The 23,797-nt window shown below is 45.6% G+C and carries 17 protein-coding genes; 4 read left to right on the top strand and 13 right to left on the bottom strand.

Annotation, left to right across the window (positions count from 1 at the left end; translation table 11 throughout):
• Window positions 1-78: 78 nt before the first annotated feature.
• The 8 genes from crtI (NSQ55_RS28470) to NSQ55_RS28505 form a co-directional block, all read right to left on the bottom strand.
• Window positions 79-1,554 (bottom strand): phytoene desaturase family protein, encoded by a 1,476-nt coding sequence (gene crtI / locus NSQ55_RS28470; protein WP_081393905.1) that lies wholly within the window; start codon window positions 1,552-1,554, stop codon window positions 79-81.
• Window positions 1,551-2,711, bottom strand: a complete 1,161-nt coding sequence (locus NSQ55_RS28475; RefSeq protein WP_339170246.1) for a glycosyltransferase family 2 protein — start codon at window positions 2,709-2,711, stop codon at window positions 1,551-1,553. The genes crtI (NSQ55_RS28470) and NSQ55_RS28475 overlap by 4 nt, the downstream gene beginning before the upstream one ends.
• A complete protein-coding gene (locus NSQ55_RS28480; protein WP_339170249.1) occupies window positions 2,708-3,445 on the bottom strand; it encodes a lysophospholipid acyltransferase family protein in 738 nt (245 codons plus the stop codon). Before NSQ55_RS28480 ends, NSQ55_RS28475 begins: the two co-directional genes overlap by 4 nt.
• Window positions 3,414-4,190 carry a carotenoid biosynthesis protein gene (locus NSQ55_RS28485; RefSeq protein ID WP_339170252.1) on the bottom strand — a complete coding sequence of 259 codons (777 nt, stop codon included), beginning with the start codon at window positions 4,188-4,190 and terminating at the stop codon, window positions 3,414-3,416. The genes NSQ55_RS28480 and NSQ55_RS28485 overlap by 32 nt, the downstream gene beginning before the upstream one ends.
• Window positions 4,191-5,063 carry a phytoene/squalene synthase family protein gene (locus NSQ55_RS28490; RefSeq protein WP_111505823.1) on the bottom strand — a complete coding sequence of 291 codons (873 nt, stop codon included), beginning with the start codon at window positions 5,061-5,063 and terminating at the stop codon, window positions 4,191-4,193.
• The gene (gene crtI / locus NSQ55_RS28495; RefSeq protein ID WP_076182053.1) at window positions 5,060-6,520 is read right to left on the bottom strand and encodes a phytoene desaturase family protein; all 1,461 of its coding nucleotides are present in this window, start codon (window positions 6,518-6,520) and stop codon (window positions 5,060-5,062) included. Before crtI (NSQ55_RS28495) ends, NSQ55_RS28490 begins: the two co-directional genes overlap by 4 nt.
• On the bottom strand, window positions 6,517-8,061 hold the full coding sequence (gene crtI / locus NSQ55_RS28500; protein WP_076182051.1) for a phytoene desaturase family protein: 1,545 nt from the start codon (window positions 8,059-8,061) through the stop codon (window positions 6,517-6,519). The genes crtI (NSQ55_RS28495) and crtI (NSQ55_RS28500) overlap by 4 nt, the downstream gene beginning before the upstream one ends.
• Before the next feature lie 205 nt (window positions 8,062-8,266).
• On the bottom strand, window positions 8,267-9,178 hold the full coding sequence (locus tag NSQ55_RS28505; RefSeq protein ID WP_339170256.1) for a MerR family transcriptional regulator: 912 nt from the start codon (window positions 9,176-9,178) through the stop codon (window positions 8,267-8,269).
• A 225-nt stretch (window positions 9,179-9,403) separates the two neighbouring features.
• On the opposite strand from NSQ55_RS28505, the gene NSQ55_RS28510 reads away from it, so the two are divergent.
• Window positions 9,404-10,939 carry a phospholipase D family protein gene (locus NSQ55_RS28510; protein WP_339170259.1) on the top strand — a complete coding sequence of 512 codons (1,536 nt, stop codon included), beginning with the start codon at window positions 9,404-9,406 and terminating at the stop codon, window positions 10,937-10,939.
• A 51-nt stretch (window positions 10,940-10,990) separates the two neighbouring features.
• Here the strand turns inward: NSQ55_RS28510 and cls are convergent, their stop codons facing one another.
• The gene (cls, locus tag NSQ55_RS28515; RefSeq protein ID WP_076123942.1) at window positions 10,991-12,499 is read right to left on the bottom strand and encodes a cardiolipin synthase; all 1,509 of its coding nucleotides are present in this window, start codon (window positions 12,497-12,499) and stop codon (window positions 10,991-10,993) included.
• A gap of 226 nt (window positions 12,500-12,725) precedes the next feature.
• Between cls and NSQ55_RS28520 the strand changes: the two genes are divergently transcribed.
• Window positions 12,726-13,643: a TetR/AcrR family transcriptional regulator gene (locus NSQ55_RS28520; protein WP_076276923.1), complete on the top strand. Its 918-nt coding sequence runs from the start codon at window positions 12,726-12,728 to the stop codon at window positions 13,641-13,643.
• Window positions 13,644-13,758: 115 nt separating this feature from the next.
• Window positions 13,759-16,932: an efflux RND transporter permease subunit gene (locus NSQ55_RS28525; protein ID WP_076301451.1), complete on the top strand. Its 3,174-nt coding sequence runs from the start codon at window positions 13,759-13,761 to the stop codon at window positions 16,930-16,932.
• Between the two features lie 746 nt (window positions 16,933-17,678).
• Here the strand turns inward: NSQ55_RS28525 and NSQ55_RS28530 are convergent.
• Window positions 17,679-18,371 (bottom strand): molecular chaperone TorD family protein, encoded by a 693-nt coding sequence (locus NSQ55_RS28530; RefSeq protein ID WP_076123947.1) that lies wholly within the window; start codon window positions 18,369-18,371, stop codon window positions 17,679-17,681.
• Window positions 18,372-18,787: 416 nt separating this feature from the next.
• Between NSQ55_RS28530 and moaA the strand changes: the two genes are divergently transcribed.
• Window positions 18,788-19,789 carry a GTP 3',8-cyclase MoaA gene (moaA, locus tag NSQ55_RS28535; RefSeq protein ID WP_339170265.1) on the top strand — a complete coding sequence of 334 codons (1,002 nt, stop codon included), beginning with the start codon at window positions 18,788-18,790 and terminating at the stop codon, window positions 19,787-19,789.
• Between the two features lie 263 nt (window positions 19,790-20,052).
• Here moaA and NSQ55_RS28540 read toward each other — a convergent pair whose 3' ends face one another.
• The 3 genes from NSQ55_RS28540 to NSQ55_RS28550 are packed head-to-tail and all read right to left on the bottom strand — an operon-like array spanning window position 20,053 to window position 23,565.
• Window positions 20,053-21,105: a HAMP domain-containing sensor histidine kinase gene (locus NSQ55_RS28540; RefSeq protein ID WP_076192343.1), complete on the bottom strand. Its 1,053-nt coding sequence runs from the start codon at window positions 21,103-21,105 to the stop codon at window positions 20,053-20,055.
• A complete protein-coding gene (locus tag NSQ55_RS28545) occupies window positions 21,102-21,779 on the bottom strand; it encodes a response regulator transcription factor (RefSeq protein ID WP_076123953.1) in 678 nt (225 codons plus the stop codon). Before NSQ55_RS28545 ends, NSQ55_RS28540 begins: the two co-directional genes overlap by 4 nt.
• Window positions 21,736-23,565 carry an ABC transporter ATP-binding protein gene (locus NSQ55_RS28550; protein ID WP_339170269.1) on the bottom strand — a complete coding sequence of 610 codons (1,830 nt, stop codon included), beginning with the start codon at window positions 23,563-23,565 and terminating at the stop codon, window positions 21,736-21,738. The genes NSQ55_RS28545 and NSQ55_RS28550 overlap by 44 nt, the downstream gene beginning before the upstream one ends.
• Window positions 23,566-23,797 lie beyond the last annotated feature (232 nt).

Genomic DNA, 23,797 nt, shown 5'->3' on the forward strand with positions numbered 1-23,797 from the left:
AACATATCCCTACAGATGAATTTACAATATGAGGTTAGCGATTACAATTCACATCTCTATTATTCTACAAATCAGCTTCTACACATGGCTAGCAATATGCTCACCGACTAACCTTCCCGATAACGAGACGATCGGTGTGCCACCGCCGGGGTGTGTAGTTCCACCTACATACCAGAGTCCTTTAACATCGCTGGAACGATTGCCCGGTCTGAAGAAGGTCTGCCCTACTGAGTTCGAAGAAATCCCATAGATCGCGCCCTTGTGAGCCAGTGTGTCATCTGCGATATTTTGAGGTGTATAATGTTGGAGCACATCGCTCTGATGTAAACCTGTAATTCCATGGCTCGCAAGCACCGATAGTACTCTTTTACCATAGGAAGCAGTCTCTGTCCGCCAATCACAGACCTCATTTATATAAGGTGCATTAGCCAAAATAAACAGATTACTGCTTCCTTCAGGGGCCATACCTGACTCAGAGTATCCAGAGTGGCACACATAAACGGTCGGATGCTCGGGAGGACATTTGCGTTCAAAAATATCTCTAAACTCTGACTCATATTGCTCTGGGAAAAACACCGTGTGATGTAATAAAGCATTATATTTACGAGGAACACCTGCGAGTGTTACAAACCCTGATAAAGAGGGCTCATAAGCAGCGATTTTGCGATCACTCATAGAAGGACGGCTATTCTCCTGCACAAGCATACGGTTTACAGTGAGCACATCTCCTCCTGCAATAACCGTCTTCGCCTTGTAGAAGCCTCGTGTTGTATCCACACCTTCGACTACTCCTTTTACCACGGAAATATTCGTAACTTCAACCCCTGTCATGATACGAACCCCTAAGCCTTGTGCCAGTTCCGAAAGACCTTCGACCAGCTTGTAAGTTCCGCCCCGCACACCATAAACTCCTTCTACACTTTCCACATATCCAAGCATGGCGAAAATAGCTGGTGAACGAAACGGGGAAGATCCGACGTAGGTCGCGTAGCGACCTAACATGGCTAAGGTGTGAGGATGGCTAAAGTATCTCATTAGGAGTGAATGCAAACTTAAAAAAGGCCTGACTCGCAGCAGATCCCGTAGTAGAGGAAGAGACAGCTTATCTCGCCAGGACAACAGCAATTTATTTAAGAACTGCTTCTCACTGAGTTGATAGAGCATAGCAGCTTCAGCCATAAAATCGTCATACCGGAGTGCATCACTTGAACTGTATTTGGCTATCTGAGCCTTCATAAACGCTTGGTCGCGAGAGAAATCTACTACAGTTCCATCCGCAAAAATATTACGTGTGCGCGGCTCCAGCTCATATATTTGGACATAATCCTCCATAGAAGCACCAGCAAGCTCATAGAGTGAGCGAAATACATGAGGCATTGTTATCGTGCTCGGACCCCTGTCAAAGGTATAGCCATCGATTTCGATCCGTTGCAGCTTGCCACCAGGATTCTGTTGGCGTTCCAGCACTGTCACCTCCCAGCCTTTCGAGGCTAAGGCAACAGCACAGGACAGTCCACCGAAACCTGCACCGATGATTACTGCCTTTGATTTCATAGGTAACGCCTCCCTTTCCATTCATAGCCTTGATCAGGACGACTGCCCCACCAAGAACTAATCGCAATAGCTGACAAACAGACAATACTCGCAGAAATCAGCAAGCATAACCATACAGATTGTCTGGCAGAGGCATCACTAATCCGCTTAATAGCAATGCCTAACAGACTAGACGACAAAGCCCATGCAGCCTCAATAGCCTGACCTGTCGCACTGAAGAAAAAAAACGCCGCTACAGGAAACACGTATAACAAAGTATACAAACTTAACATTCCCAGTAGAATAACTGGGCGGCGACCCAATCCAGCATAAATATTTTTGCGGTAGCCATTCCATACCTCGATGGCATTATGATACATTCTCATTTCCGCATATTCCGTAATATCGGCAAGTGTTACTTGGTCACCAGACTTCTTGACCGCACGAGCTAAGGCCATATCATCTACAAGATCCGTTCGAATCGCCGCATGACCACCACAGCGCATATAACTATTCCTGTGAACCAGCATAAATCCTCCATGTGCTGCTACGAATCGTGGATCACGGGAAGCACGAACAAGAGGGATCGGCAAGTGACAAATGATCGTAAAGGTCATTAAAGGTACCACAAGCTTTTCCAGCCAAGTCCCAGTATGCTGATAAGCAAATCCTGTGATGAGACCCTCTTTTTGTGCTTCAGCCATGGCAAGAGCGTTCTCCAACGCTTCAGGTTTCAGCCGAATATCTGCATCAAGAAAAAACAACCATTCTCCAGAGGCTGCCTCCACTAGCTGATTGCAGGCATAAGACTTGCCTAACCAGCCATCTGGCAATTCTCTTCCGTCCACAACCTTAACACGCTCATCTCCTGTAGCTCTGGCAATCCTGCTTGTTTCGTCACCAGACCGGTCATCCAGAACAATAACCTCCAAATCCCACCCTGTACTTGTACAGGCCAACACGGAAGTAAGACAATCCCCAATATTGTCTGCCTCGTCACGAGCCGGTATCAGTACAGACACACGTCGATTACATTCTTCTGTAGAAGAACTTCCACTAACCTTAGTGGTATGTTTCGAATTCGATATTCCAAGCTTCGGTAGCTGGGCTGTATTCCACAGTGCAAATAAATATTGAAGGAGGAGGCATCCACTAATGATCTGCAGAAAAAGAGTCATCTTCTCCCCCATAGTCGCACAGCATCAAACCATTCATTAATAGATTTGCCCTGCTTCATGAGTGGAGTAAACCCTCCCGGAATATAACCCCCGTTATTAACCATCATCAGACGGTGATGATCCAATTGCTCTCTAAGCACAGCCTGCAGCTCCTTTATGATATTGTTGCGATCCATATCACGCCATGGCTGGGATATAGCATTGCCCGCCAACAGCGTCGCCTCCGGTTTGGAATGCCGGAACAAGCCATGATAAAGAGTGACAGGTACAACAAGTGCTTCTGGACATAATCGAAGTACTAGTCCTACCCCTGCCTGCAACTTTAATGGACGGTGCTCCAGCGGCCGAATTTCCCCTTCGGGATATATCCATATATTCCCCCGTTTATGTAGTAACCTTGCCGTATAACGGAGCGAGGCACTGATATCCCCGGTGTTATGCCGATTAATAGAATAGGCGCCGAGCTTGCGGAAGAAAGCGTACTTCCGCAGCTGCTCTTCCTCCATCATGAAAAAGTGCTCTCTACTAGTCATGGTTCTCGCTGCATGGTAAGCCAGTAATCCATCCCACCAAGAACTATGATTCATAATATATAGAATGGGTCTATCTCCCGCAGATTTTGGCTGCAATTGTCCAGCGACCCCAACATAACGGAAATGTCTTTGAATCAAATAAAGCCGATTGTAATGATAGAACAACTTATCAAAGCCTTTGTGTTTGACGGCTTCCAACATAACGCAAGCTCCCTTCAGCAAGTAACGCCCCTAGCACAGCAATAACTCCACAGAGCAGCAAGCCTTCACGCAGACCGATGGTTCCAAATAAGATTAATATCGCTTGATATAACCGGGTCCCGCTACGAGCAGACAAACTAGTGCTCTTAACGTTACGTAGCGTTAAGGATAAGATCATCCCTACGAGGAACCATCCGGCGAAATTGCTCCAAGGCACACCATAGAATCCTCCACTACTACCCCAATGCCAGAAGCCTCTAGCATGAGCAACAGGGTCCAATACGAGATCCAGCAGTACAGTCCAAAACCCAATCTGCAGTGCTTTTGCCAGCCATAATCGTGGTCCCCTTAGTCCGAAATCGTAACTAATCAAAGCAGCATTGTATATTACAGCAATCCAAGCAAAACCTAAAGTAATAGGCACCCCATACAGTAGCGGACCTAAAATATCAGAGTAATTATAAGTACCAAACAACTTACCGGAATGAACACCAATCCACTCAACGGACATGCCTAAGGTCCAAATAAGAATAGCCGACACCCAAATAACAGGCTTGCATTGTTTAATGACTGACTGGTCAGACATTAATTGCTGCTTCGATCCCTTGTAAATTAAATCTGCAGCATAGGCTGCATAAAAAATAAGAAATAAACCATTAGAAAATTGTAAACTTTCAGGAATGCCAAGCCATATTAACAACAGCGCTCCAATAAAGTACCATACCCAGAATACTATTCGGATCATTTAGTACACCGCCGTTCTGCCCTTGCCTCCTAAAATTGGCGCATAACGCATAGCGGTACGATGGAACATCCTAAGCTTAGCCTCATCACTGACATAGGCACGCCTGCGAAATACGTCGTAATTGCCTGCGGCTACATCATCGAGAATACCTGCATAAAAGGCGGCGGCCAATTCTACTGCCATCCCACTCTCCGGGGGATAAGTATCCACATTGTTCAGGCCCTTCTCAAACCACAGCAATGCCTCTCTTCTAAGATCCTGCAATACAGCTACAAAACACTCATTAACCACTCCGTGTTCCAGCTCTTGCTGGCTGTACCCGTTCTTTCTCATGATTTCCAAAGGAATATACCTTCTTCCGCGCCCTAGATCTTCACCCACATCACGGATAATATTTACGATCTGCATACCCATACCAAGTGCGATCCCTGCTTCCTGTGCTTCATCGCCTCCGTCGTCTCTCAATACAGGTAGCAGCATCTCTCCTACAGTACCTGCTACGAGATAACAATAAGATAGAAGCTCTTCCAGCGTCTCATAATGAGTGAAGGAGAGATCTCTTACCTGACCTTCCATTTGTAACAGAAACGGCTGTTTATCCAAATGAGGAAAATGATGCAGCAACCAACGTAGTGCAGGCCAAATGAAATGCCCCTCTGCTTGCTCTAAGTTTCGGAAATGATTGCGGAGCTCATGAATCGTATACGGTGATTTTTCCGGCTCATCTACACTGTCGTCTATTAGGCGGCAAAAGGCATAGATTACATGCACCGCCTCCCGTCGCGGACTAGGCAAGCCATCAAATGCCCTGTAAAACGAAGAAGAACCCTTTCTGATCATTTCCTCACATTTCTGTAATACTTGTTCATTCATGTATTGTTCATCTCCTTCATCAGTTCATGAACTGCCAATTTTGCGCCCTGCATAACAATAGGAACGCCGCCGCCAGGATGCACAGATGCACCAGCAGCATATAAACCTTCAATATTGTAGGGCTTAGACTGAGGTCGAAACACACCGGATTGTGTCAGCACGGGTGCGATCCCAAAGCTTCCACCGCCGAACAAACCTTCCTTGGCAGCATCAGCCGGTGTACGAATTTTTCGCCAAACTGTATGAGCACCAAGCCCAGGAAAACCTCGCTCTTCGGCGTCTGCCAGGACTTGTGAAGCCAAGGGCTCTGCAGCCGTATTCCAATCTATCTCTTCACCGGCAGGTACTGGGATGAGAAAATAAAGTACACTTTCTCCTTCAGGAGCTGCCGTATCATCGAGCATCACGGGATTGAACACATAATAGGAAGGTTTACCAGGGATGCTCTTGCGATCAAATAAATCACGCAAGCTCTTATTCAAGGAATCAGGAAGAAAAAACTGGTGTGTCAGCGACTCCTCCCATTGCTTGGAGACTCCTACATAGATGAGCAGACAGCCTGATGAAGGCATGAAATCTTTACGGTACTGTCTCCCTTTAATTTCAGGTAAAAGACCGGACAAGTGTGGAAAATCACCGTTATAGAGCACAGCATCGTAAGCTATCTCTTGTCCATGAACTACTACTCCGTGGCATCTACCACCATCCACAAGCAGTGACTCTACTTCCGTACCTGTGTGCATGCACACTCCGCGTATTTCTAGCTCTCGTGCAATGATTCGAGGCAGCTCCCCATATCCTCCCTTCAGCATCCAGACTCCAAAGGCATGCTCTGCATAAGGAAGCATTGTATAAAGACCCGGAGTGCGGAAAGGTGCTCCACCAATGTATAGACTCTGTAGTGAGAAGGCATCCTTCAACTCATCACTGCGAAAATACTGCCCAACTGCGGCCCTAAGGTTCTTATAGGCGCGTAAACGAACCATTAGCCTCAAATTATTCACGCTAAAGAATTCCCTGCGAGTCTTGAAGCCTCGTTCCAGAAAAGAAGCTTTCCCTAAGGGATACAGACCCGACATCTCTTCCATGAATCTAATGAATCCTTGCCCTTCACCGGGAAAACACCTCTCGATCTCAGCCGCCTGCGCCTCTATTCCGTTCACTTTGGTCAAGGTACGTCCACTCTTAAAATGAACACGGTAGAGCGGATCGCACCGTAGCAACTCCAGACTCTCCGTTGGTAGGCCGCCCTCTTCCAGAATGTTCAGCAGCATCTCCGGTAGTAGTACAATTGTTGGTCCTTGATCGATCCGGTAACGGCCATTCTCTTCAAAAGCCACACGTCCACCAACCCGAGGTGCACGTTCATACACCGTAACCTCCTGCCCACGCTGGCTTAGCAGAAGTGCTGCTGTAAGACCACCTATACCGCTGCCCACAATAGCAACCCGGCTCATAATGAAGCTCCCGTTCCGGCGAATCCTGTGGATACCACCTTAGATCTAGCTGCACGGTCTTGCTCCTTCAGCAGCGCCACACTAATTTTCGCCGATTCAAATATCGTTGGAAGACCACTTCCGGGATGAGTCCCTCCGCCAACCAGCCATATTCCCTTCACCTCTTCAAAGGTGTTATGAGGTCGCATATACATCATCTGCCCGAGATTATGAGCCAAATTAAAAGTTGCCCCGTTATATACATTCTGCTTGTTCCGCCAATCTAATGGTGAGAAGAACAGACTCTCCTCTATTCGCTGAGGCAAATTTTCTAATCCTGAAATGCGCTGAAGCCGATCCATCATATCTTGCTTCACCAATTCCCCCTTCTGCTCCCAATCGATATCAGCCGTCAGGTTAGGTACCGGCATAAGTACATAAAGGGATGATTTCCCGGCTGGTGCCAACGTAGAATCTAGAACGGAGGGATTATGAACGTAGATCGAAGCATCTGCAGACAACTTGCCAAGGCGAGTAATCTCTTCAACATTAAGCCGATAATCATCAGCGAAATGAACGGAGTGATGAGCTAAATCAACGGCTCCGTCGACTCCCAAATACAGCATGGCGGTAGAACAAGAGTACCGCTTGCGGGATATTTTATCCGGTGAATAACGTTTAAGAATGCCAGGCTCGAATAACTGTGTCATAGCCGAACCAAAATCAGCTCCCAGCACCACATAATCCGCCTCCACCTTCTCTCCATTCTCCAGCAATAAACCACACGCCTGCCCGTTCTGTACCAAGACTCGCTTTACACCGCAAGAAGTATGTACGATTCCGCTGTACTCGGAAATAACCTTTGCCATCGCCGTTAGCACACGGTTAATTCCACCAATGGGATGATACAGTCCATATCGGTGCTCCATAAAAGAAAGAATGGTAAAGGTACCCGGGCATTCCCACGGCGACATCCCCAAATACTTAGCCTGAAATGCAAAAGCAAACCTCAGACGTTCATCATCAAAATATTTCGAAAGTCTATTATATACAGTGTCGGTTGCATGCAGCTTAGGCAGCGCGTGCAGGACATCCTTTTTGACATAGTCCCCTACAGATTGAAATGGCCGCTGCAGCAGCGGAATTACCCGGTCCAATTTATCCTGTTCCTCAGCCATGAATCGTTTATATCCACTACCGTTTCCGGGGAACAGCTTCTCTATCTCTTCAGCGGTCCGCTCTTGATCCGTAGAAGGCGTAAATACGGTATCTCCAAAATGAAGCGAATATAGGGGGTCAAGCTCTTTCATATCCACATACTCTTTCAGGGATCGACCAGCGGAGGCAAATAACTCTTCCAGCAAATGCGGCATCATTAAAAATGTAGCTCCACGATCAAATCGGTAATCACCCAGACGAAGTTCACCTGAACGACCTCCAACAACCTCCTGCTTCTCATAAACTGTGACATCATAGCCGTCAGCAGCCAGGAGCATAGCCGCAGCAAGTCCTCCCGGACCCCCTCCAACCACTGCAACTCTAGCTCTGTTTCTTTTGCTCATACGATCCCTCCTTTACTGCTTTATATGTCAATCAAACATTATACAAAAATCATACAAACACTATACAAATATCATACAGTGTTTAAACAGCTATGTAAATAACTCTGCAGCATTCCTCCCTTTCCAATAAAAAGGAGCCTGCCATATCACCCGAAAGTGATATTACAGACTCCTATTTACATTTCTATTTTCTTGATCAGAAGGATTACTTGCTCTTCATACTTGTAAACACATAATCAAACCACGCTTGCCAGTGTTCAGCAGGTTCCGTCATCACATAATCCGCTTTAGATAAAGAAGGGTCTCTTTCATAACCCTTGCCACCTACGAGGAATTTAGCCCCTGGACATACCTTTCTTAGCCGCTCTATAAGCTCCTCACTAAAGGGGATCAATTCTTTATCCGTAATCGACAGACAAATCAAACCTACACGACTTTGTTGTCCCAGCATCGTGATGATCCCTTCCTCAGGCGTATTAGCTCCTAAGTAGATGACCTCCATTCCGTTCTTGCGCAAAAACAAGGCGAATAACAACAGCCCGACTTGATGATGCTCTCCAGCAGGGCAGAAAGCCAGCACCTTCGGCAAATGGGAGTAAACGGGGAATACGTGGAATATTTGATAGAACCGGTTGGAGATCATATGAGTAGTGTAATGTTCTTGCGCTACCGTTGCTATGCCAGCTTCCCAGGCATCGCCTACTTGTATCAAGATAGGCACAAGTACCTGATGGAACATTACTTCATAACCATAAAGAGACAACCCAAAGTCAATTAAGGCATTAGCTCGCTCTCCCTGAAAGTCATGTAGTGCATTGTATATTTGTTCTTTCATCTTCTCAAAAGCATCCTGAGTGTTTCCGCTTGCGACTGAAAGAGTATCATCCAGTTGTTTTTCTTTACGAGCCTTCAGCATTCGAACAGCATGCGATATGCTTACCCCTTGCTGCTCGGTCTGTTCCTTCAGCCAGCGCAGATCCTCGACATTCTCATGGCTATACAGCCTGTACCCGGATTCGGTTCGTTCAGGTGTAACCGCCTGATACCGATTCTCCCAAGCTCTGAGTGTCACAGAAGGAATATCCAGCATTTCAACAACCTGTTTGATGGAATACATGATAGAACTCACTCTCTTTCCTTATTGCAACTGCCCAAATTCGAAACCATAAACATTATACAAATCTTTCACACTCATTATACATAAGCCTATGTGTTATGTCATTAAACGTTAATGATACGGATGCTGCTTCATTTCGCTCCACTAGGTGTTAATAGGTTGGTAATACACCGGAGCATAACAATCACAAGGAAGTGCTCTGCAATAATTTCAGGAGGAACTTCCATGAATTCAGATCGTCAGCAACCCGTTCACCCCTATAAACCTAAAGAAATAAACTACGCTCCCGGTTTAACTACGAAGAAACGTTCCGGTTCACGCCGCCGCAGAATGGCGTTATGGACTGTCTTCATTCTAATCCTCTGGCTAATCGGCGTAATGACTTACCAGACGCACAAACCTTTACCCAGCGGCATTTCCTATGAAAGCCCTATATACAAAACGAATCATGTATCCTTCTGGCACGACCTAACCTATTCGGACGGTACAGCCACGGGCACTCAAGAGAGTCAGATTCTTTCGAGGATTCTACAAATTATCGAGGAGTCCAAAGAATTTTTGGTGATTGACCTCTTCCTTTTCAATGATTATACCCATAAAGATCAGTCATTTCCTCCGGTCAGCCGAATGTTGACGGACAAGCTTATTTTACAAAAAACAACTTATCCTGAGATGGAGATCGTCTTCATTACAGATGAGGTTAATACCAATTACAACTCTGCACCCAATCATCTTCTGGAAGAATTGAAGGCTGCGGGGATTAAAGTGATTTTGACCGATGTAAATGCTCTACGCGATTCTACGCCTGCTTATTCCGCTGTCTGGCGTACCTTTATTCAATGGTTCGGCCAGTCGGGCGAAGGCCGGATTCCCAATCTTATGGCCAGCGGAGGACCGGATATTACCGCACGTTCTTATTTGAAGCTACTTAATGTGAAGGCTAACCACCGTAAGGTGGTTGTTAGTGAGAATACCGCTCTAGTCTCCTCAGGAAATATCCATGATGCCAGCGCCTATCATTCCAATATCGCTCTGGAAGTACAAGGCCCAATTATTGCTGATATTCTCCAGACGGAACAAGCCGCGGCCAATCTTTCGGATGCAGGGCCACTACTCACTTATGAGCCAGACTTCACCAAGGAGAAGGATCAGCACTCTGAAGAATCTATGGAGGTCCGCTATTTAACGGAAGGAAAGGTATATAAATATGCACGGCAAGCCCTCCAATCTGCGCAGAAGGGTGACACCATTTGGATGGGTATGTTCTACCTTGCCGATGATGCCATTCTCGATGAATTGGTAGAGGCTACCGAACGAGGGGCTACGGTAAAATTGATACTGGACCCCAATCAGAACGCCTTCGGCCGTGATAAAATCGGCATTCCTAACCGTCCAGTTGCCATGAACTTGAACAAGCGCACAAACGGAGAGATCTCTATTCGCTGGTACAATACGACCAAAGAGCAATATCATCCAAAGTTGCTCTTCATTGCCAAACAGACTGGAAGTTCCATCATTCTTGGCGGTTCCACCAATTTTACGACACGCAATCTGGATGACTACAACCTGGAGAATAATCTGTGGGTATCTGTAAAACAAGATCAGCCTCTTTATATCGAGATGGAAACCTACTTCAATCGACTATGGAATAACGAGGACCATGAGTATACTCTGCCTCTTGAAGCTTATCAGGGGGAAGTAACTTGGTTCAAGTACATTCTGTTCCGGTTGCAGACCACCTTGGGTTTAACCACTTTTTAAAGCAAAAACCACCGCAGATGAGGGATAACACCCTCTGCGGTGGTTTTTGGGTTATAGTAACGGTGACATAAGCCGAGCAGCAGATTCCAGTATACGGATCACCATACGCTTATTCATAAATTCCTCATGCTCAATTAAGCTGGTAGATAATAAATCCCGTTCAAAATCAGCAACAATACGAGCAACGCTCTCCGTCTGAATCAGTAGTGCATTCACTTCAAAGTTAAGGTGGAAGCTGCGCATATCCATATTGGCCGTGCCAATGGTCGCTATTTCACCATCAACGATAAGCAGCTTCGAGTGGATAAATCCCTTTTCATATTCATAAATCTTCACGCCAGCTTCCAGCAACGCCGGAAAATAAGAGTGTGAAGCCAGAAACGGAATCCATTTATCCGGCTTAGCCGGAAATAACAATCGCACATCTAAACCAGAAACAGCAGCTACACGCAGTGCAGTTAAGATGTCCTCATCAGGAATAAAATATGGACTGGCAATCCACACCGATTTCTCGGCAGAAGTGATCATGGAGAAGAAAATGTTTTTGAGCGCACGACGTTCGTTATCCGGCCCACTAGCAATAATCTGTACGGCACCATCACCTGTCATAAAGCGAAGCTGCGGAGTAAGATAGTCTTGCTCCAGTATTTTTTCGCCCGTAGTGTGCATCCAATCTTGCAGGAAAATAATTTGCATCGTCCGTACCGCTTCGCCTCTAACCAACATATGTGTGTCACGCCAAAATCCATAAGTCTTACTGCGGCTTAAATATTCATCGCCTACATTGAGACCCCCCATGAATCCGACATCGCCGTCGATCACAACAATCTTACGGTGATTCCGGTAATTCACACGGCTGGAAAAAAAGGATGTTGAATTTCCATACGAAGCCACCTGAACCCCGGCATCACTCATTTCCTTCAAAAAAGCTTTGGAAAGCTGAAAACTGCCAACGGCATCATACATAAATCTGACTGCAACACCGGCGCGAGCTTTATCGATCAGAATTTGTTTAATGCGTGTTCCAATGTGGTCCGCCCGGAAGATGTAATACTCCATATGAATGTGATGTTTAGCTTGACGGAGCTCCAACAATAACGTACCAAACGTCTCTTCACCATTAGTGAGGATACGTGTTTCTGATGCGAAGGAAATAGGAGTACGTGCTAAAGTTTTGGATAACAGCAGCAGTTTTTGGCGCGAGGGATCAAAGACTGACCAATCTTGGTGCGTACGTAAAGCGTCATTCTCAATTCTTTCGTAGGCCATAAGGTCTCTTTGTGCCTTTTTATCATATTTACGGCGTTTGAACACATTTTGCCCAAATAGAAAATAGAAGACCAGTCCCAGCACCGGGATCAACGCAAGCAATAAGATCCATGACATTGTTGTAGAAGGATTACGGTTCTCCATAAAAATAGCCAAGCTAATCGAAATCACTGTCAGAGTGGAGAAGATACTAATAATCGTTCCCGCAGTACTCCCAAAAATGCCGAAACCAAAATAATAAAATGCTATGAATGCCCCAATGATAATTATAGATTGAAGTCCTCTTCTCATACTCTACCTACCTTCTTATTCATACAAGCAACACGAAATTGACACATTTTATATATTACATGAAGAACACATTTCTTCCTAGCAAATTACTGTTTAAAATCTATTTACGACAAAAATGTAACCCTTCTGTTCCGATATTTGTAATGCCTGGTTGTATAGAATATAATTATTTTGACCAACTAGTCAATTATAGAACCGGGTAGTCAGAAAGGAGGTTAATCCTTTAATGAATGATAAAACTGTTGATAAGCAGGAGCAGATTATTAAGATTGCTATGCAGTTATTCGCTGTAAAAGGCTCCTCGTCCACATCCATGCAAGAGATAGCTGAATTATGCGGGATTTCGAAGGGCAGTTTATATCTGGTATTTAAATCAAAAGAAGAACTGGAGCGCAGTATCTTCCTTTATTGTTATCGGATGATTCGGGACCCCTTGTTACGTGAAGAACAGGAAACCCGACGAACACCACGTGAGAAGCTTAGGAATCAGATAGAAATTCTGCTAAGTCATGTGTACGAATTACGTGAGTTCTTGCAGCGTCAAATTCAGGAGGTTGCGGGCAAAGGATTTGATACTGAAGTCCCGGACTGGCTGCGTAGAAACAACGCTTCCTTCTTAAGATGGTTCCAGGTAAAAATGGAGTTGCTCTACGGAAAAGACGTCGTTCCCTATACCGGAGATTTATGTATGATCGGACATGGTCTCATCAAATCTTATATTGCGGTTATTTTTCGTAAGGATACGCAGGTACCTATTGCCGATATGGCAGATCATCTAATGAATTTAATGGATATGATCGTGTCTGGCTTGCTTACTAGTAAACAGGCTCCACTAATCAACTCTGCTACTTTAGCAAACTGGATGGCGGAGAACGAGGAGAACAAACGAAAAAATCCATTACAGCTCATTAAAGAAATGAAGACTGCGATCAGTAAACTAGATAGTATAGCATCCGAAGAAGCAGCCGATCTGCTGGAATCGCTCAACATTCTGGAAGGTGAAGTGCTTATCCCTCACCCGCGAAAAGCAATCATTCAGGGGATGCTGTCCAACCTCCAATCCTGCTCTGAGCTCACAGCAGAATTGGAAGAGCTGAGGAAGCTAATTGCCTCAATTCCGCACAATTCATGTGTATTTCGTTAATTGACTCTAAGAAGAGTTCGGTAGAGAGAAAGTCATGGATAGTGAGTATTATGATTTTTTATAATGGCGCCCTATTTCGTAAAGAAGAGGGCCGAGAGGAGCAGAAAAGAAACTTATGAAAAGCTTAATTAATTTCTCGCTCAGGAACAAATTTGCCATTTGGCTTCTGACGATAATTATTGTGTTTGCCGGTTTATATAGCGGACTGACGATGAAGCAAGAAACCTTGCCTAATATTAGTATACCCTATCTTAGCGTAACAACCATTTATCCGGGGGCCGCACCAGAAGGCGTCGTTAATGATGTCAGCAAACCGTTGGAGCAAAAGCTCCGCAATGTGGATGGTGTAAAGACGATCACCTCCACTTCTTTGGAGAATGCCTCCAGTATCCAAATTGAATTCGATTATGGAACAAATCTGGATAATGCTACAGCAGCAGTGCGCGAATCACTAAATGAAGTCTCATTACCAGACAATGTGCAGAAACCTTCCATTTCCCGCTTTAGTCTTAGCTCAATGCCTGTTGTCTCCCTCAGTCTTTCTAACGGGGATACCCAGGATCTTGAGGAACTGACCCGTATTGCTGAGAACGATATTCGCCCGGCCCTGGAGGATGTTGAGGGTGTCGCTTCTATCCAAATCTCTGGTCAATACGTCAAAGAAGTATCACTCAAATTCAATCAAGATAAGCTCAATCAATATGGACTGACCGAAGATACCGTTAAAGGTATCATTCAAGGCTCTTCCCTCCGTGTTCCACTCGGACTATTCGAGATGGACAAGGCTCAAAAGGCAGTTGTCGTGGATGGCAACATCACTACCGTTGAGGATCTTAAAAATGTGACCATTCCGGTAATGCCAACTGGCGCTAACGCTGCTGGTGCTGGAGCTACTGGAGCTGCCGGCGTTGATGCTGGTGCTGCTAACGGAGCTGCTGGTGCTGGTGCTGGAAATGCTGCTCCTGGCGGAGCTGCAAGTATGGGACTTCCAACCGTGAAGCTCGGAGAGCTGGCCACGATTGAGGTTGTGGGCAATTCCGAATCCATCTCCCGTACAAATGGTAAAGAATCGATCGGTATTCAGATTGTCAAAGCCAATGATGCCAACACTGTTGATGTTGTAAATGGCGTTAAAGACAAAACTGAAGAATTAAAAGCACAATATAAAGGCATTGACCTTACTGTTCTACTTGACCAAGGTAAGCCCATTGAGGACTCCGTAAATACGATGTTATCCAAAGCGGTATTTGGTGCCTTATTCGCAGTAATTATCATTTTGGTGTTCCTGCGGAATATTCGTTCGACGATTATTTCTATCATCTCTATTCCATTATCCCTGCTGATCGCAGTGCTGTGTCTGCGGCAGATGGACATTACGCTTAATATGATGACACTGGGAGCGATGACGGTCGCGATTGGGCGGGTAGTCGATGACTCGATTGTAGTCATAGAGAACATATATCGACGGCTCTCCTTATCTGGTGAGAAACTGAAGGGTAGAGAATTAATCAGTGCGGCCACACGTGAAATGTTCGTGCCTATCATGTCCTCTACAATTGTAACCATCGCGGTGTTCTTACCACTTGCTTTGGTTAGTGGTATGGTTGGTGAGCTGTTCTTGCCTTTCGCTCTAACCATGGTCTTCGCCCTGCTCGCTTCATTAGTAGTTGCGATTACCCTAGTTCCTGCAATGGCTCACTCGTTGTTCCGTAATGGATTGAAAGGTAAAAAAACTCACAGCGAGAAACCAGACAAACTTTCTGCTGGTTATCAAAAGATTCTAAACTGGTGTCTTTCTCATAAGCTCGTTACTTTTGGAGTTGCCGTTCTTCTCCTTGCAGGCAGCTTGTTCTTAATCAAACCTATTGGTGTAAGCTTTATGCCATCCCAAGAGGATAAAACCGTAATGCTTACTTATTCACCAAAGGCTGGACAACGGATTGAGGAAGTTCAAGAGCAAGGTCTGAAAGCTGAAAAATACATTTTAGCGCAGAAGCATATAGACAAAATGCAATATTCCATTGGCGGCGGAAGCCCGATGGGTATGGGTGGATCCAGCAATTCAGGACTATTTTTCATCGTTTATGATAGTGACACTCCTGATTTTGAAGCTGTTAAAGAGAAGCTTATTGAAGGTTTGACCGCAGAAGTGCCAGATGGTGTATGGGGTGACATGTCCGCTCTGATGAGTGGAGGCATGGGTGGAAGCACTCTGACCGTGAATGTATTCGGAGATGAACTGGATCAGCTGAAGCCAGTCGCGGATGAGATTGCCTCAATCGTACAGGCTGACACCACTAATTTCAAAGACGCAGAAACAAGTCTCAAGGAAGCTTACGATCAATATACGATTGTAGCGGATCAACAGAAGCTTAGCTCCCTTGGACTTACAGCCGGACAAATTGCGATGAAGCTGAGTCCAGCAGGCACACGTCCAGTGCTCACAGAAGTAGAATTGGACGGCAAGAACTACAAAGTCTATATCGAAACAGATAAAGAAACGTACAAGAGTATTAAAGAAATGGAAGAGGCTACTTTGACTTCCCCACTAGGCATCTCCGTGCCAATCGGGCAAGTCGCTAAAATTGAAAATGGCTCCTCCCCTGACTCGATTACTCGTATGGACGGTAAAATGAAGGTAGATGTTACTGCCGAAATTATTTCGAGTGACGTGAATAGCGCTTCGAACAGCGTGAAAGAAAAAATAGACGCTATGGAATTGCCTGATGGTGTAACTGTTACCTTCGGCGGTGTAACCGAGCAGATCAATGATACGTTTGGTCAATTAGGAATTGCTATGGCGGCTGCTATTGCCATCGTATACTTCGTGCTTGTGGTTACATTTGGCGGTGGATTAGCACCATTCGCTATCCTGTTCTCACTTCCTTTCACAGTGATCGGGGTACTCGTTGCCCTTCTGATCGCTGGAGAAACCTTAAACGTGTCCTCGCTCATGGGTGCGCTGATGTTGATTGGTATCGTAGTAACGAATGCGATTGTCCTTATCGACCGCGTTATTCATAAGGAAAAAGAAGGACTCACTACGCGTCAAGCCTTGCTTGAAGCAGGTGGCACACGTTTACGTCCAATCCTGATGACTGCACTTGCAACGATCGGTGCATTGCTGCCATTGGTTACTGGACTTGAAAACAGTGCAGGAATTATCTCCAAGGGCCTCGGCGTGACCGTAATCGGTGGTTTGGTCAGTTCCACGCTTCTGACACTTGTAGTAGTGCCAGTCGTGTATGAATTCCTGATGAAATTCCGCAGCAAAAAGGTAATTGATTAGAACTATGATGTGAACAAGTAAATAGGCTCACACGAGAGGCTGTCTCCAAAGTAGTGAATTCTACTTATGAGGCAGCTTCTTTTTTTAGTAAAAGGCTGCACAGCGGATTCTTGCTTTAGCCAATAGACTGTGTGCTGTGCCAATGTTCAACGCCATTAGGGTGCTGATTAGAGAACGGTGGATGATGTGCGTTTGTGCGTGGTGGAGGCTAATGTACCGTGAACGTTTGCGATGTGCGGTATACAGCGGGTGATCTGCGTGGGTCGTTTGGACGGCGTACATTTGTGTTTACTGCGTTCTGTGTTTGGGCGATGTGCGGAGTGGATCTTAAACTAATTAGGGAAAAACTCCCTGAAAAAAGCCAATATTCGCTCTAAATGAACGAAATTAGGGATTTCCTCCCTGATAATAAGGGGGATTTCTTTAATTACCACCGAAACAGCTATACTTTAGGGAGGTTTTCCCTCATTTTTAGTCTGATGACGAGAAACTCTAATATTCCAGGGATAAATTCCTCAATTAGTCTATCGGTGCTTCAGTTGGGCAACAATAAGGCGCTTCGGTTGGTACTTCAATTACTACTTCAGTTGGTGCTTCAGCCTCTACTTCTATCGGAGTTTAATTAGATCATCACTAGGATGCTTCACACGGTACTTCTATTTGCTACAGAACTTCTATTAAAGCTTCATACCTACTTGACCAGCACGCAAAAACCCGACCTAATGGATAGGCCGGGCTTTCTAATATTAAATGCTTGTAGCTGCACTGCTCTCCAGTGAAGCTCTCCAGGAACGAAGCATTTGCAGATCAAGTGGCAGAAATTCCTCAAGCATATGTGAGAGGCCTAGATATAGCGGACTATCCGTTGCTGCATTCAGTTTCTGACAGAACTGCGGTGTCCATTGCAGTAGATGCTTTTCCAAAAAGGACTCCTGAATATCAAGCAGCTCCATAGCACTTCTTATTGAAAAGCTATTGTAAAGCATACGCTCATGCATGACTGCCATAAATTCGAGCTCAATAGCAATATGATCATCGGCTTCACCATTACACTTATTGAATACAATTCCAGCGGAGGTGTACACATCCGCAAGCACGTTACAGAAATCCTCCGAGCGTCCTAAAATCGCTGCTTCGCGCAATTTAAAAGAACTAACGGACTGTTCTTGCATAAGCCGTTTATATTCTTTGCTCTCTTTCTCGCATATCATTGGCAGCTTGTTCGGTTCCTGACTCAAATAGCGCTTCAGCTCCCGACCGCCTTCCGTCATCTCAGCCGCTACACTCATCTGGCGATTGCGGCTCCATTGAGCCACTAGAGAGAGTGATGGTTTTCTACCCAAAAAATCCACTAAAAGCTGATATATTAATCCCCGACTTTCCAACCAACGGCTAAAAGCCTCCGGAACGGTGAGCGATGGAACAGTATGTGTACTCATTTTGCAAATCCTCCTCAATGGTTTCCCGGTCACTCTCCGTCACATTACCGACGTGCGGTTTCCGGTATCCTATCTGTTTTCGCAAAAGTGAACGTTAAAACTAATCCGCACCTAGATTATATCGGATATTAAAAGCGCTTTCCGTGAGCATTCTATGTCTAAAAACTTTATTTGTCGTACTTTTGTCACACTTTCCGTTGTTCAATATGCGTTATCTTCTTATCTAGTTTGTCCAGTTTTATGTAATGAAACCCTGTCGTCCAGAACTTTGCTCATTGACGTGAATCCAAGCGATCTTTAAAATTCTAAACAAGTATAAACATCTTCGCGTTCTGTCCTATTAGGGACGTTATGCGTGTATACGAGAAAGTATAAGAGCAATTTATCAGCCAGATTTAAAGGAAGGGAGCAACGCCATGGAGCCGCTGACGGACCCTTTTGGACGTTTACACGATTACATCCGCATTTCGGTTACCGACCGCTGCAACCTGCGTTGCATCTATTGTATGCCAGCGGAAGGGATGCAATTCCAACCGCAGGACGAGATTCTGAGTTACGAGGAAATTACCGCAGTCGTTAAGTCGCTAGCCCCTCTTGGATTACGTAAAGTACGACTAACTGGTGGAGAACCTCTTGTCCGCAAAGATCTGGAAAAGCTTGTTGCTATGATATCTGCGATCCCAGGTATAGAAGATATTTCGCTGACTACAAATGGTTTAATGCTTCCAGCCAAAGCAGCACAGCTAAAAGAAGCCGGTCTGTCACGGGTAAACATCAGCCTAGACTCCTTACGGCAGGATCGATTTTCTATGATTACTCGTGGCGGCGAAGTCGCCAAGGTATTAAAGGGGATCGAGGCCGCACAAGCCGCCGGACTTCAACCGATAAAGCTTAACGTTGTATTGATGAAAGGAATTAATGACGACGAAATCAAAGACTTCATCTCCCTTACGCTGGAGAGTCCTCTAAATGTACGCTTTATAGAATACATGCCGATTGGCAGTGCTACTGATGCTTGGCGCCAAACTTATCTGCCTCTGGAAAGGGTTGTAGAAGCTTGTACTGAGGCTGGTTGGGAAACGGAAGCGGCAGAAATGCCCTCCGGGAATGGCCCTTCCCAGAATCGGCGGGTTGTCGGATCCCCTGGTACATTCGGCCTGATTCATCCGGTGAGCGAGCACTTCTGCGATAATTGCAACCGCCTGAGACTTACCGCAGATGGGCACATCAAAGCTTGCCTGTATTGGGCAGATGAATACAATGTCCGCCCTTTGATAAGCGATCCTGCTGCTGTGCAGGCCTTATTCCGGAAAGCGCTGGGCAACAAACCCCATAATCATGAAATGGCCTTAGCTCTGGAGAAAAAAGCACAGAGCCACACGCCGACAGCTCGGCGCATGTCTCAAATTGGTGGATAAACGTCCATCCCGGTATTATAGTTCCTCTTTTAATTGCATAAATACAAAAAACGCCGCTTTCCCACTGAACGATCTGGGAAAGCGGCGTTGTGCTTAAAGCTTAGCGATGAGCTATTCAATCACTATTAGAGAGATAGAGCTTCGAGCAGCTTAGAAATAGTCGCCGCCTCCTCGGCTCTTGTAGCCTTTTTCTCAGGACGGAAGGTATTGTCTTCGAATCCACCCAGAATACCGGCTTCAGCTGTTTTTCACATACAGCAAGTTTATTTCATTCGTACTGGCAAGCTCACCTTGAACGCTGTCCCATCCCCCGGGCGACTATTTGCAGTTACCTTACCTTCATGCAGCTCAACGATTTTTTTAACCAATGACAGACCTAGTCCACTACCGCCACCACTTGCGGTTCTAGCTTTATCTGCCTTATAGAAACGCTCGAAGATCCGAGGCAGATCTTCCTCCGAGATGCCAATCCCACTATCTTGAATCTCCACCTCTACCTGCTCATCCACCATGCGAAGGCTAATATGGATGCAACCGTTCTGCGGAGTAAACTTGATACTGTTATGCAGCAGATTAGTCCAAACCTGACTCATTAAATCTTTTACAGCAGATACATTCACTTCTTCCAGTTCAGCCTCTACCTCTATTTTTTTCTCCAACCACTGTGGTTCAGAAGCCAGAATCGTATCTCTAAGCTGCTTATCCAGGCGGTAAATCTGATTTTCAAACGGAAAATTGCCCGATTCAAGCGCGGACAGCTTCAATAAATTATCACTGAGCCCAGATACGCGGGTACTCTCAGCCACTATAATATTAAGGTAGTGCCTCCTGCTCTTCACACTCAGAGTTTCATCCTGCAGCGCAAGAGCAAACCCCCGAATAGAGGTTAGCGGAGATTGAATTTCATGCGATACATTAGAGATAAAATCCTGACGCATGGTCTCCATCTGGCTCAGTTCGCTGGCCATTACGTTGATACTCTCTACAATCTCACCGAAATCACCGTAGTCCTTTGTATTATCAAGTACCACATTGAAATCACCCTTAGCAATCCGCCCTAAACCTTCGATAATTGATTTATAAAAAACACGTTCCCAGCCCCGGAATAACTTGGAGGTTACCAATGCCATCAAAAACAAAATCACAATTCCGACCATCACGCCGATTAACTGGGTCAAATACTCCGAAGAGGGGCGTCCAACCCTGCCATATATCCAGTTCATCAAGAAATAAGCTGCACTCCAGCTAATCCCAACACCACCGAAGTAAATAAAAGTCATCCCAATCCGCTTAAGAAGCTCCTTAAACCGGTTCATGCCTCTGCCTCCAACCGATAGCCTAATCCGCGGATGGTACGAATAACAAACCCGTATTTATCAGGAGCGAACCGTTCGCGCAAACGGTTGATATGCACATCGAGCGTCCGCTCATTCCCTTCAAAATCATAACCCCATATCTCTTCGATTAGCCTGTCTCTAGTCAATGTCTGCCCCGGATAGCTGCCCAGCTTAAATAACAGCTCAAATTCCTTAAGCGGCAAGGTGACTTCTCCATACGCTGAGGATACCTCGTAGGTTTTACGATTCATTCGCAGCCGGCCAATCCCCACACTTTGTGCAGCAGAGATTTGGTAACGTTTGAGCAGCGCCTTTACTCGCGCAATAAGCACCACTGGCTCAAAGGGTTTGACGAGATAGTCATCACTTCCCAGCTCAAAGCCCTTCACAATTTGTGAGGTCTCTCCCTTAGCCGTCAGCATCAATATCGGAAAATCATAGGTTTGGCGCATCTTCCGGCACAGCTCCCAGCCATCCAAATTGGGCATCATCACATCAATAATGGCTAAGTCTATGTTATGGCTCTCCAGAATCTGAAGAGCCTCCAGTCCATCAGAAGCTCCATAGATGTCATCCATCCCCTCAGCTCTCAGAAATACTTCTACCAATTCACGGATGTGCGGATCGTCGTCCGCTACTAGTATTTTTGTCATGTATCACTGGAGCCTCCTCTTTATTGTCTTGAATCTCAAGGTTATTCATCTGCAGCTGCTGGGTGGCAAATTCACGATATAGCTCATGGTTTTCCAGCAGTTCTTCATGTCTTCCCATCCCGGTAATCTGGCCCTTTTCCATAAAAATAATCTGCTCAGCATTTACAACAGTAGCCAAACGGTGCGCAATTACAATCGTAGTCCGGCCCTTCATCAAATTGGACAGTGCCTTCTGCACTACGGCCTCTGATTGGCTATCCAGACTGGAGGTCGCCTCATCAAGCATAAGAATCTTTGGATTCCGCAGCAGCGCTCTAGCAATAGCAATCCGTTGCCGCTGTCCACCCGAGAGCTTCACACCTCTCTCACCGACATCCGTATTATATCCTTCAGGAAGCTCATCGATAAAGCCATCTGCATAAGCCATTGCTGCTGCTGCGCGCATCTCCTCCATGCTAACGTCTCGATCCAATCCATAGGTTAAATTCTCAGCAATCGTACCTGCCAACAATGGGCTTTCCTGTGAGACGTACCCGATCAGTTTCCGCCATGAGCGTAATGAGAAGGTTGACACTGGTTTATCGCCTAGCTTAACCATACCTTTCTGAGGCTCATAGAATCGTTCGAGCAGTGAAAATAATGTAGTCTTGCCGCCCCCGCTCGGTCCAACAATAGCCGTCACCTGACCCGGAAGCATCCGGAAGCTTACATCGGTTAGCACATTCTCACCATTTTTATATCCAAAGCTTAGATCTTCTACCGAGATAGGACCCTCTGCACCGTTCGCCTCTTCCTGGCCCTCATATACCTCCTCTTCTGCTGCCAGGGTTTCAATAATGCGCTCTGATGCCCCTTTAGCTTTCTGAATCTGTGTAAAGAACGTGGTCAATTGAGTAAGCGGCATAATAATCTGAATAAGATACAGGATAAAGGCTACCAGCTCTCCAGCTGTCAAAGCACCGGAAGATACCTGCATTCCGCCATAACCGATAATGACCACAAGTAACATCATAAAGACAAAAGAGACAAGTGGACTGATCATAGCGCTGATTTTGCCTTCACGAATGCCAAAGGAGAGCAGGTTCATAATTCCGGTTTTGCCTGCTTCGTACTCTTTTTTCTCTGCACCCGAGGATTTCACCAGACGGATCTCTGACAATACACCACTAAGTGTGGCGGTAAAAGAAGCTGTTTCGTCCTGCATGCCTTTGGAGATTTTGTACATCTGCCGTCCAAGCGGCACCAAAATCAACGCAGATAGTGGAAGAACGGTGAACAGAACAAGCGTCATCTTCCAGTTCAAAAATAAAAGCACAGCAATGGAGCCCACAATGGAAATCACTCCGGTAAATAAGCTGGCCAGATGTTCAGAGATCAGCGTTTTGATGATCCCTGTATCATTCGTCATCCGGCTGACGCTTTCTCCTGTCCTATTATCATTGTAATAAGCTACTGGCAACACTAAAAATTTACGCCATAACCGGTCACGAAGACCTGCAACCATCTTCTGGCCTACATAATTCAGCAGATAGATAGAGATTCCCCCGGCGATCGTCTGCGCGATAAAAGCACCCGCTATGCCCACAATTTGCAGCTTGCTGACAGAAGCCAAAGAAAAGCCATCCACCAGATTTTTGGTGAACATTGGGATCACCAGACTAACCAATGTCGAGATCATGCTTAGTGCAATGGCTATTGCCAATAAGCCGTATGAAGGCTTGGTTTCTTTTAATAATGTGAGGAATGGCTTCAGCGCCGTTTTCCCCTTAGCTTCGGATTTTTTCATGCAAAAACTCCCCTTTTCTTGGTGAATCTGCGAGAAGAATGTATCTTCTCTGTTTCGCCTAACCCCATCCTAGCCCTGAATTGTAAACTGAAGTTAAACCCATTGATTCTCTTTTATACAAACGTAGATAGGATAATCCTCAGGCATATTCCTAATAAGGAGGAGCGAACTCTTAACATTTCTACCACCTGCAAACTTGTTATATGCGTTTTTTGTCACTTAGCGGATCAAA

This window comes from Paenibacillus sp. FSL H7-0943, from assembly GCF_037963265.1.
Lineage (GTDB): Bacteria > Bacillota > Bacilli > Paenibacillales > Paenibacillaceae > Paenibacillus_AQ > Paenibacillus_AQ odorifer.

What these genes read in the sequence shown, in the direction of transcription:
- crtI (WP_081393905.1), bottom strand. Translation starts at nt 1,554, where the DNA reads ATGAAATCAAAGGCAGTAATCATCGGTGCAGGTTTCGGTGGACTGTCC.
- NSQ55_RS28475 (WP_339170246.1), bottom strand. Translation starts at nt 2,711, where the DNA reads ATGACTCTTTTTCTGCAGATCATTAGTGGATGCCTCCTCCTTCAATAT.
- NSQ55_RS28480 (WP_339170249.1), bottom strand. Translation starts at nt 3,445, where the DNA reads ATGTTGGAAGCCGTCAAACACAAAGGCTTTGATAAGTTGTTCTATCAT.
- NSQ55_RS28485 (WP_339170252.1), bottom strand. Translation starts at nt 4,190, where the DNA reads ATGATCCGAATAGTATTCTGGGTATGGTACTTTATTGGAGCGCTGTTG.
- NSQ55_RS28490 (WP_111505823.1), bottom strand. Translation starts at nt 5,063, where the DNA reads ATGAATGAACAAGTATTACAGAAATGTGAGGAAATGATCAGAAAGGGT.
- crtI (WP_076182053.1), bottom strand. Translation starts at nt 6,520, where the DNA reads ATGAGCCGGGTTGCTATTGTGGGCAGCGGTATAGGTGGTCTTACAGCA.
- crtI (WP_076182051.1), bottom strand. Translation starts at nt 8,061, where the DNA reads ATGAGCAAAAGAAACAGAGCTAGAGTTGCAGTGGTTGGAGGGGGTCCG.
- NSQ55_RS28505 (WP_339170256.1), bottom strand. Translation starts at nt 9,178, where the DNA reads ATGTATTCCATCAAACAGGTTGTTGAAATGCTGGATATTCCTTCTGTG.
- NSQ55_RS28510 (WP_339170259.1), top strand. Translation starts at nt 9,404, where the DNA reads ATGAATTCAGATCGTCAGCAACCCGTTCACCCCTATAAACCTAAAGAA.
- cls (WP_076123942.1), bottom strand. Translation starts at nt 12,499, where the DNA reads ATGAGAAGAGGACTTCAATCTATAATTATCATTGGGGCATTCATAGCA.
- NSQ55_RS28520 (WP_076276923.1), top strand. Translation starts at nt 12,726, where the DNA reads ATGAATGATAAAACTGTTGATAAGCAGGAGCAGATTATTAAGATTGCT.
- NSQ55_RS28525 (WP_076301451.1), top strand. Translation starts at nt 13,759, where the DNA reads ATGAAAAGCTTAATTAATTTCTCGCTCAGGAACAAATTTGCCATTTGG.
- NSQ55_RS28530 (WP_076123947.1), bottom strand. Translation starts at nt 18,371, where the DNA reads ATGAGTACACATACTGTTCCATCGCTCACCGTTCCGGAGGCTTTTAGC.
- moaA (WP_339170265.1), top strand. Translation starts at nt 18,788, where the DNA reads ATGGAGCCGCTGACGGACCCTTTTGGACGTTTACACGATTACATCCGC.
- NSQ55_RS28540 (WP_076192343.1), bottom strand. Translation starts at nt 21,105, where the DNA reads ATGAACCGGTTTAAGGAGCTTCTTAAGCGGATTGGGATGACTTTTATT.
- NSQ55_RS28545 (WP_076123953.1), bottom strand. Translation starts at nt 21,779, where the DNA reads ATGACAAAAATACTAGTAGCGGACGACGATCCGCACATCCGTGAATTG.
- NSQ55_RS28550 (WP_339170269.1), bottom strand. Translation starts at nt 23,565, where the DNA reads ATGAAAAAATCCGAAGCTAAGGGGAAAACGGCGCTGAAGCCATTCCTC.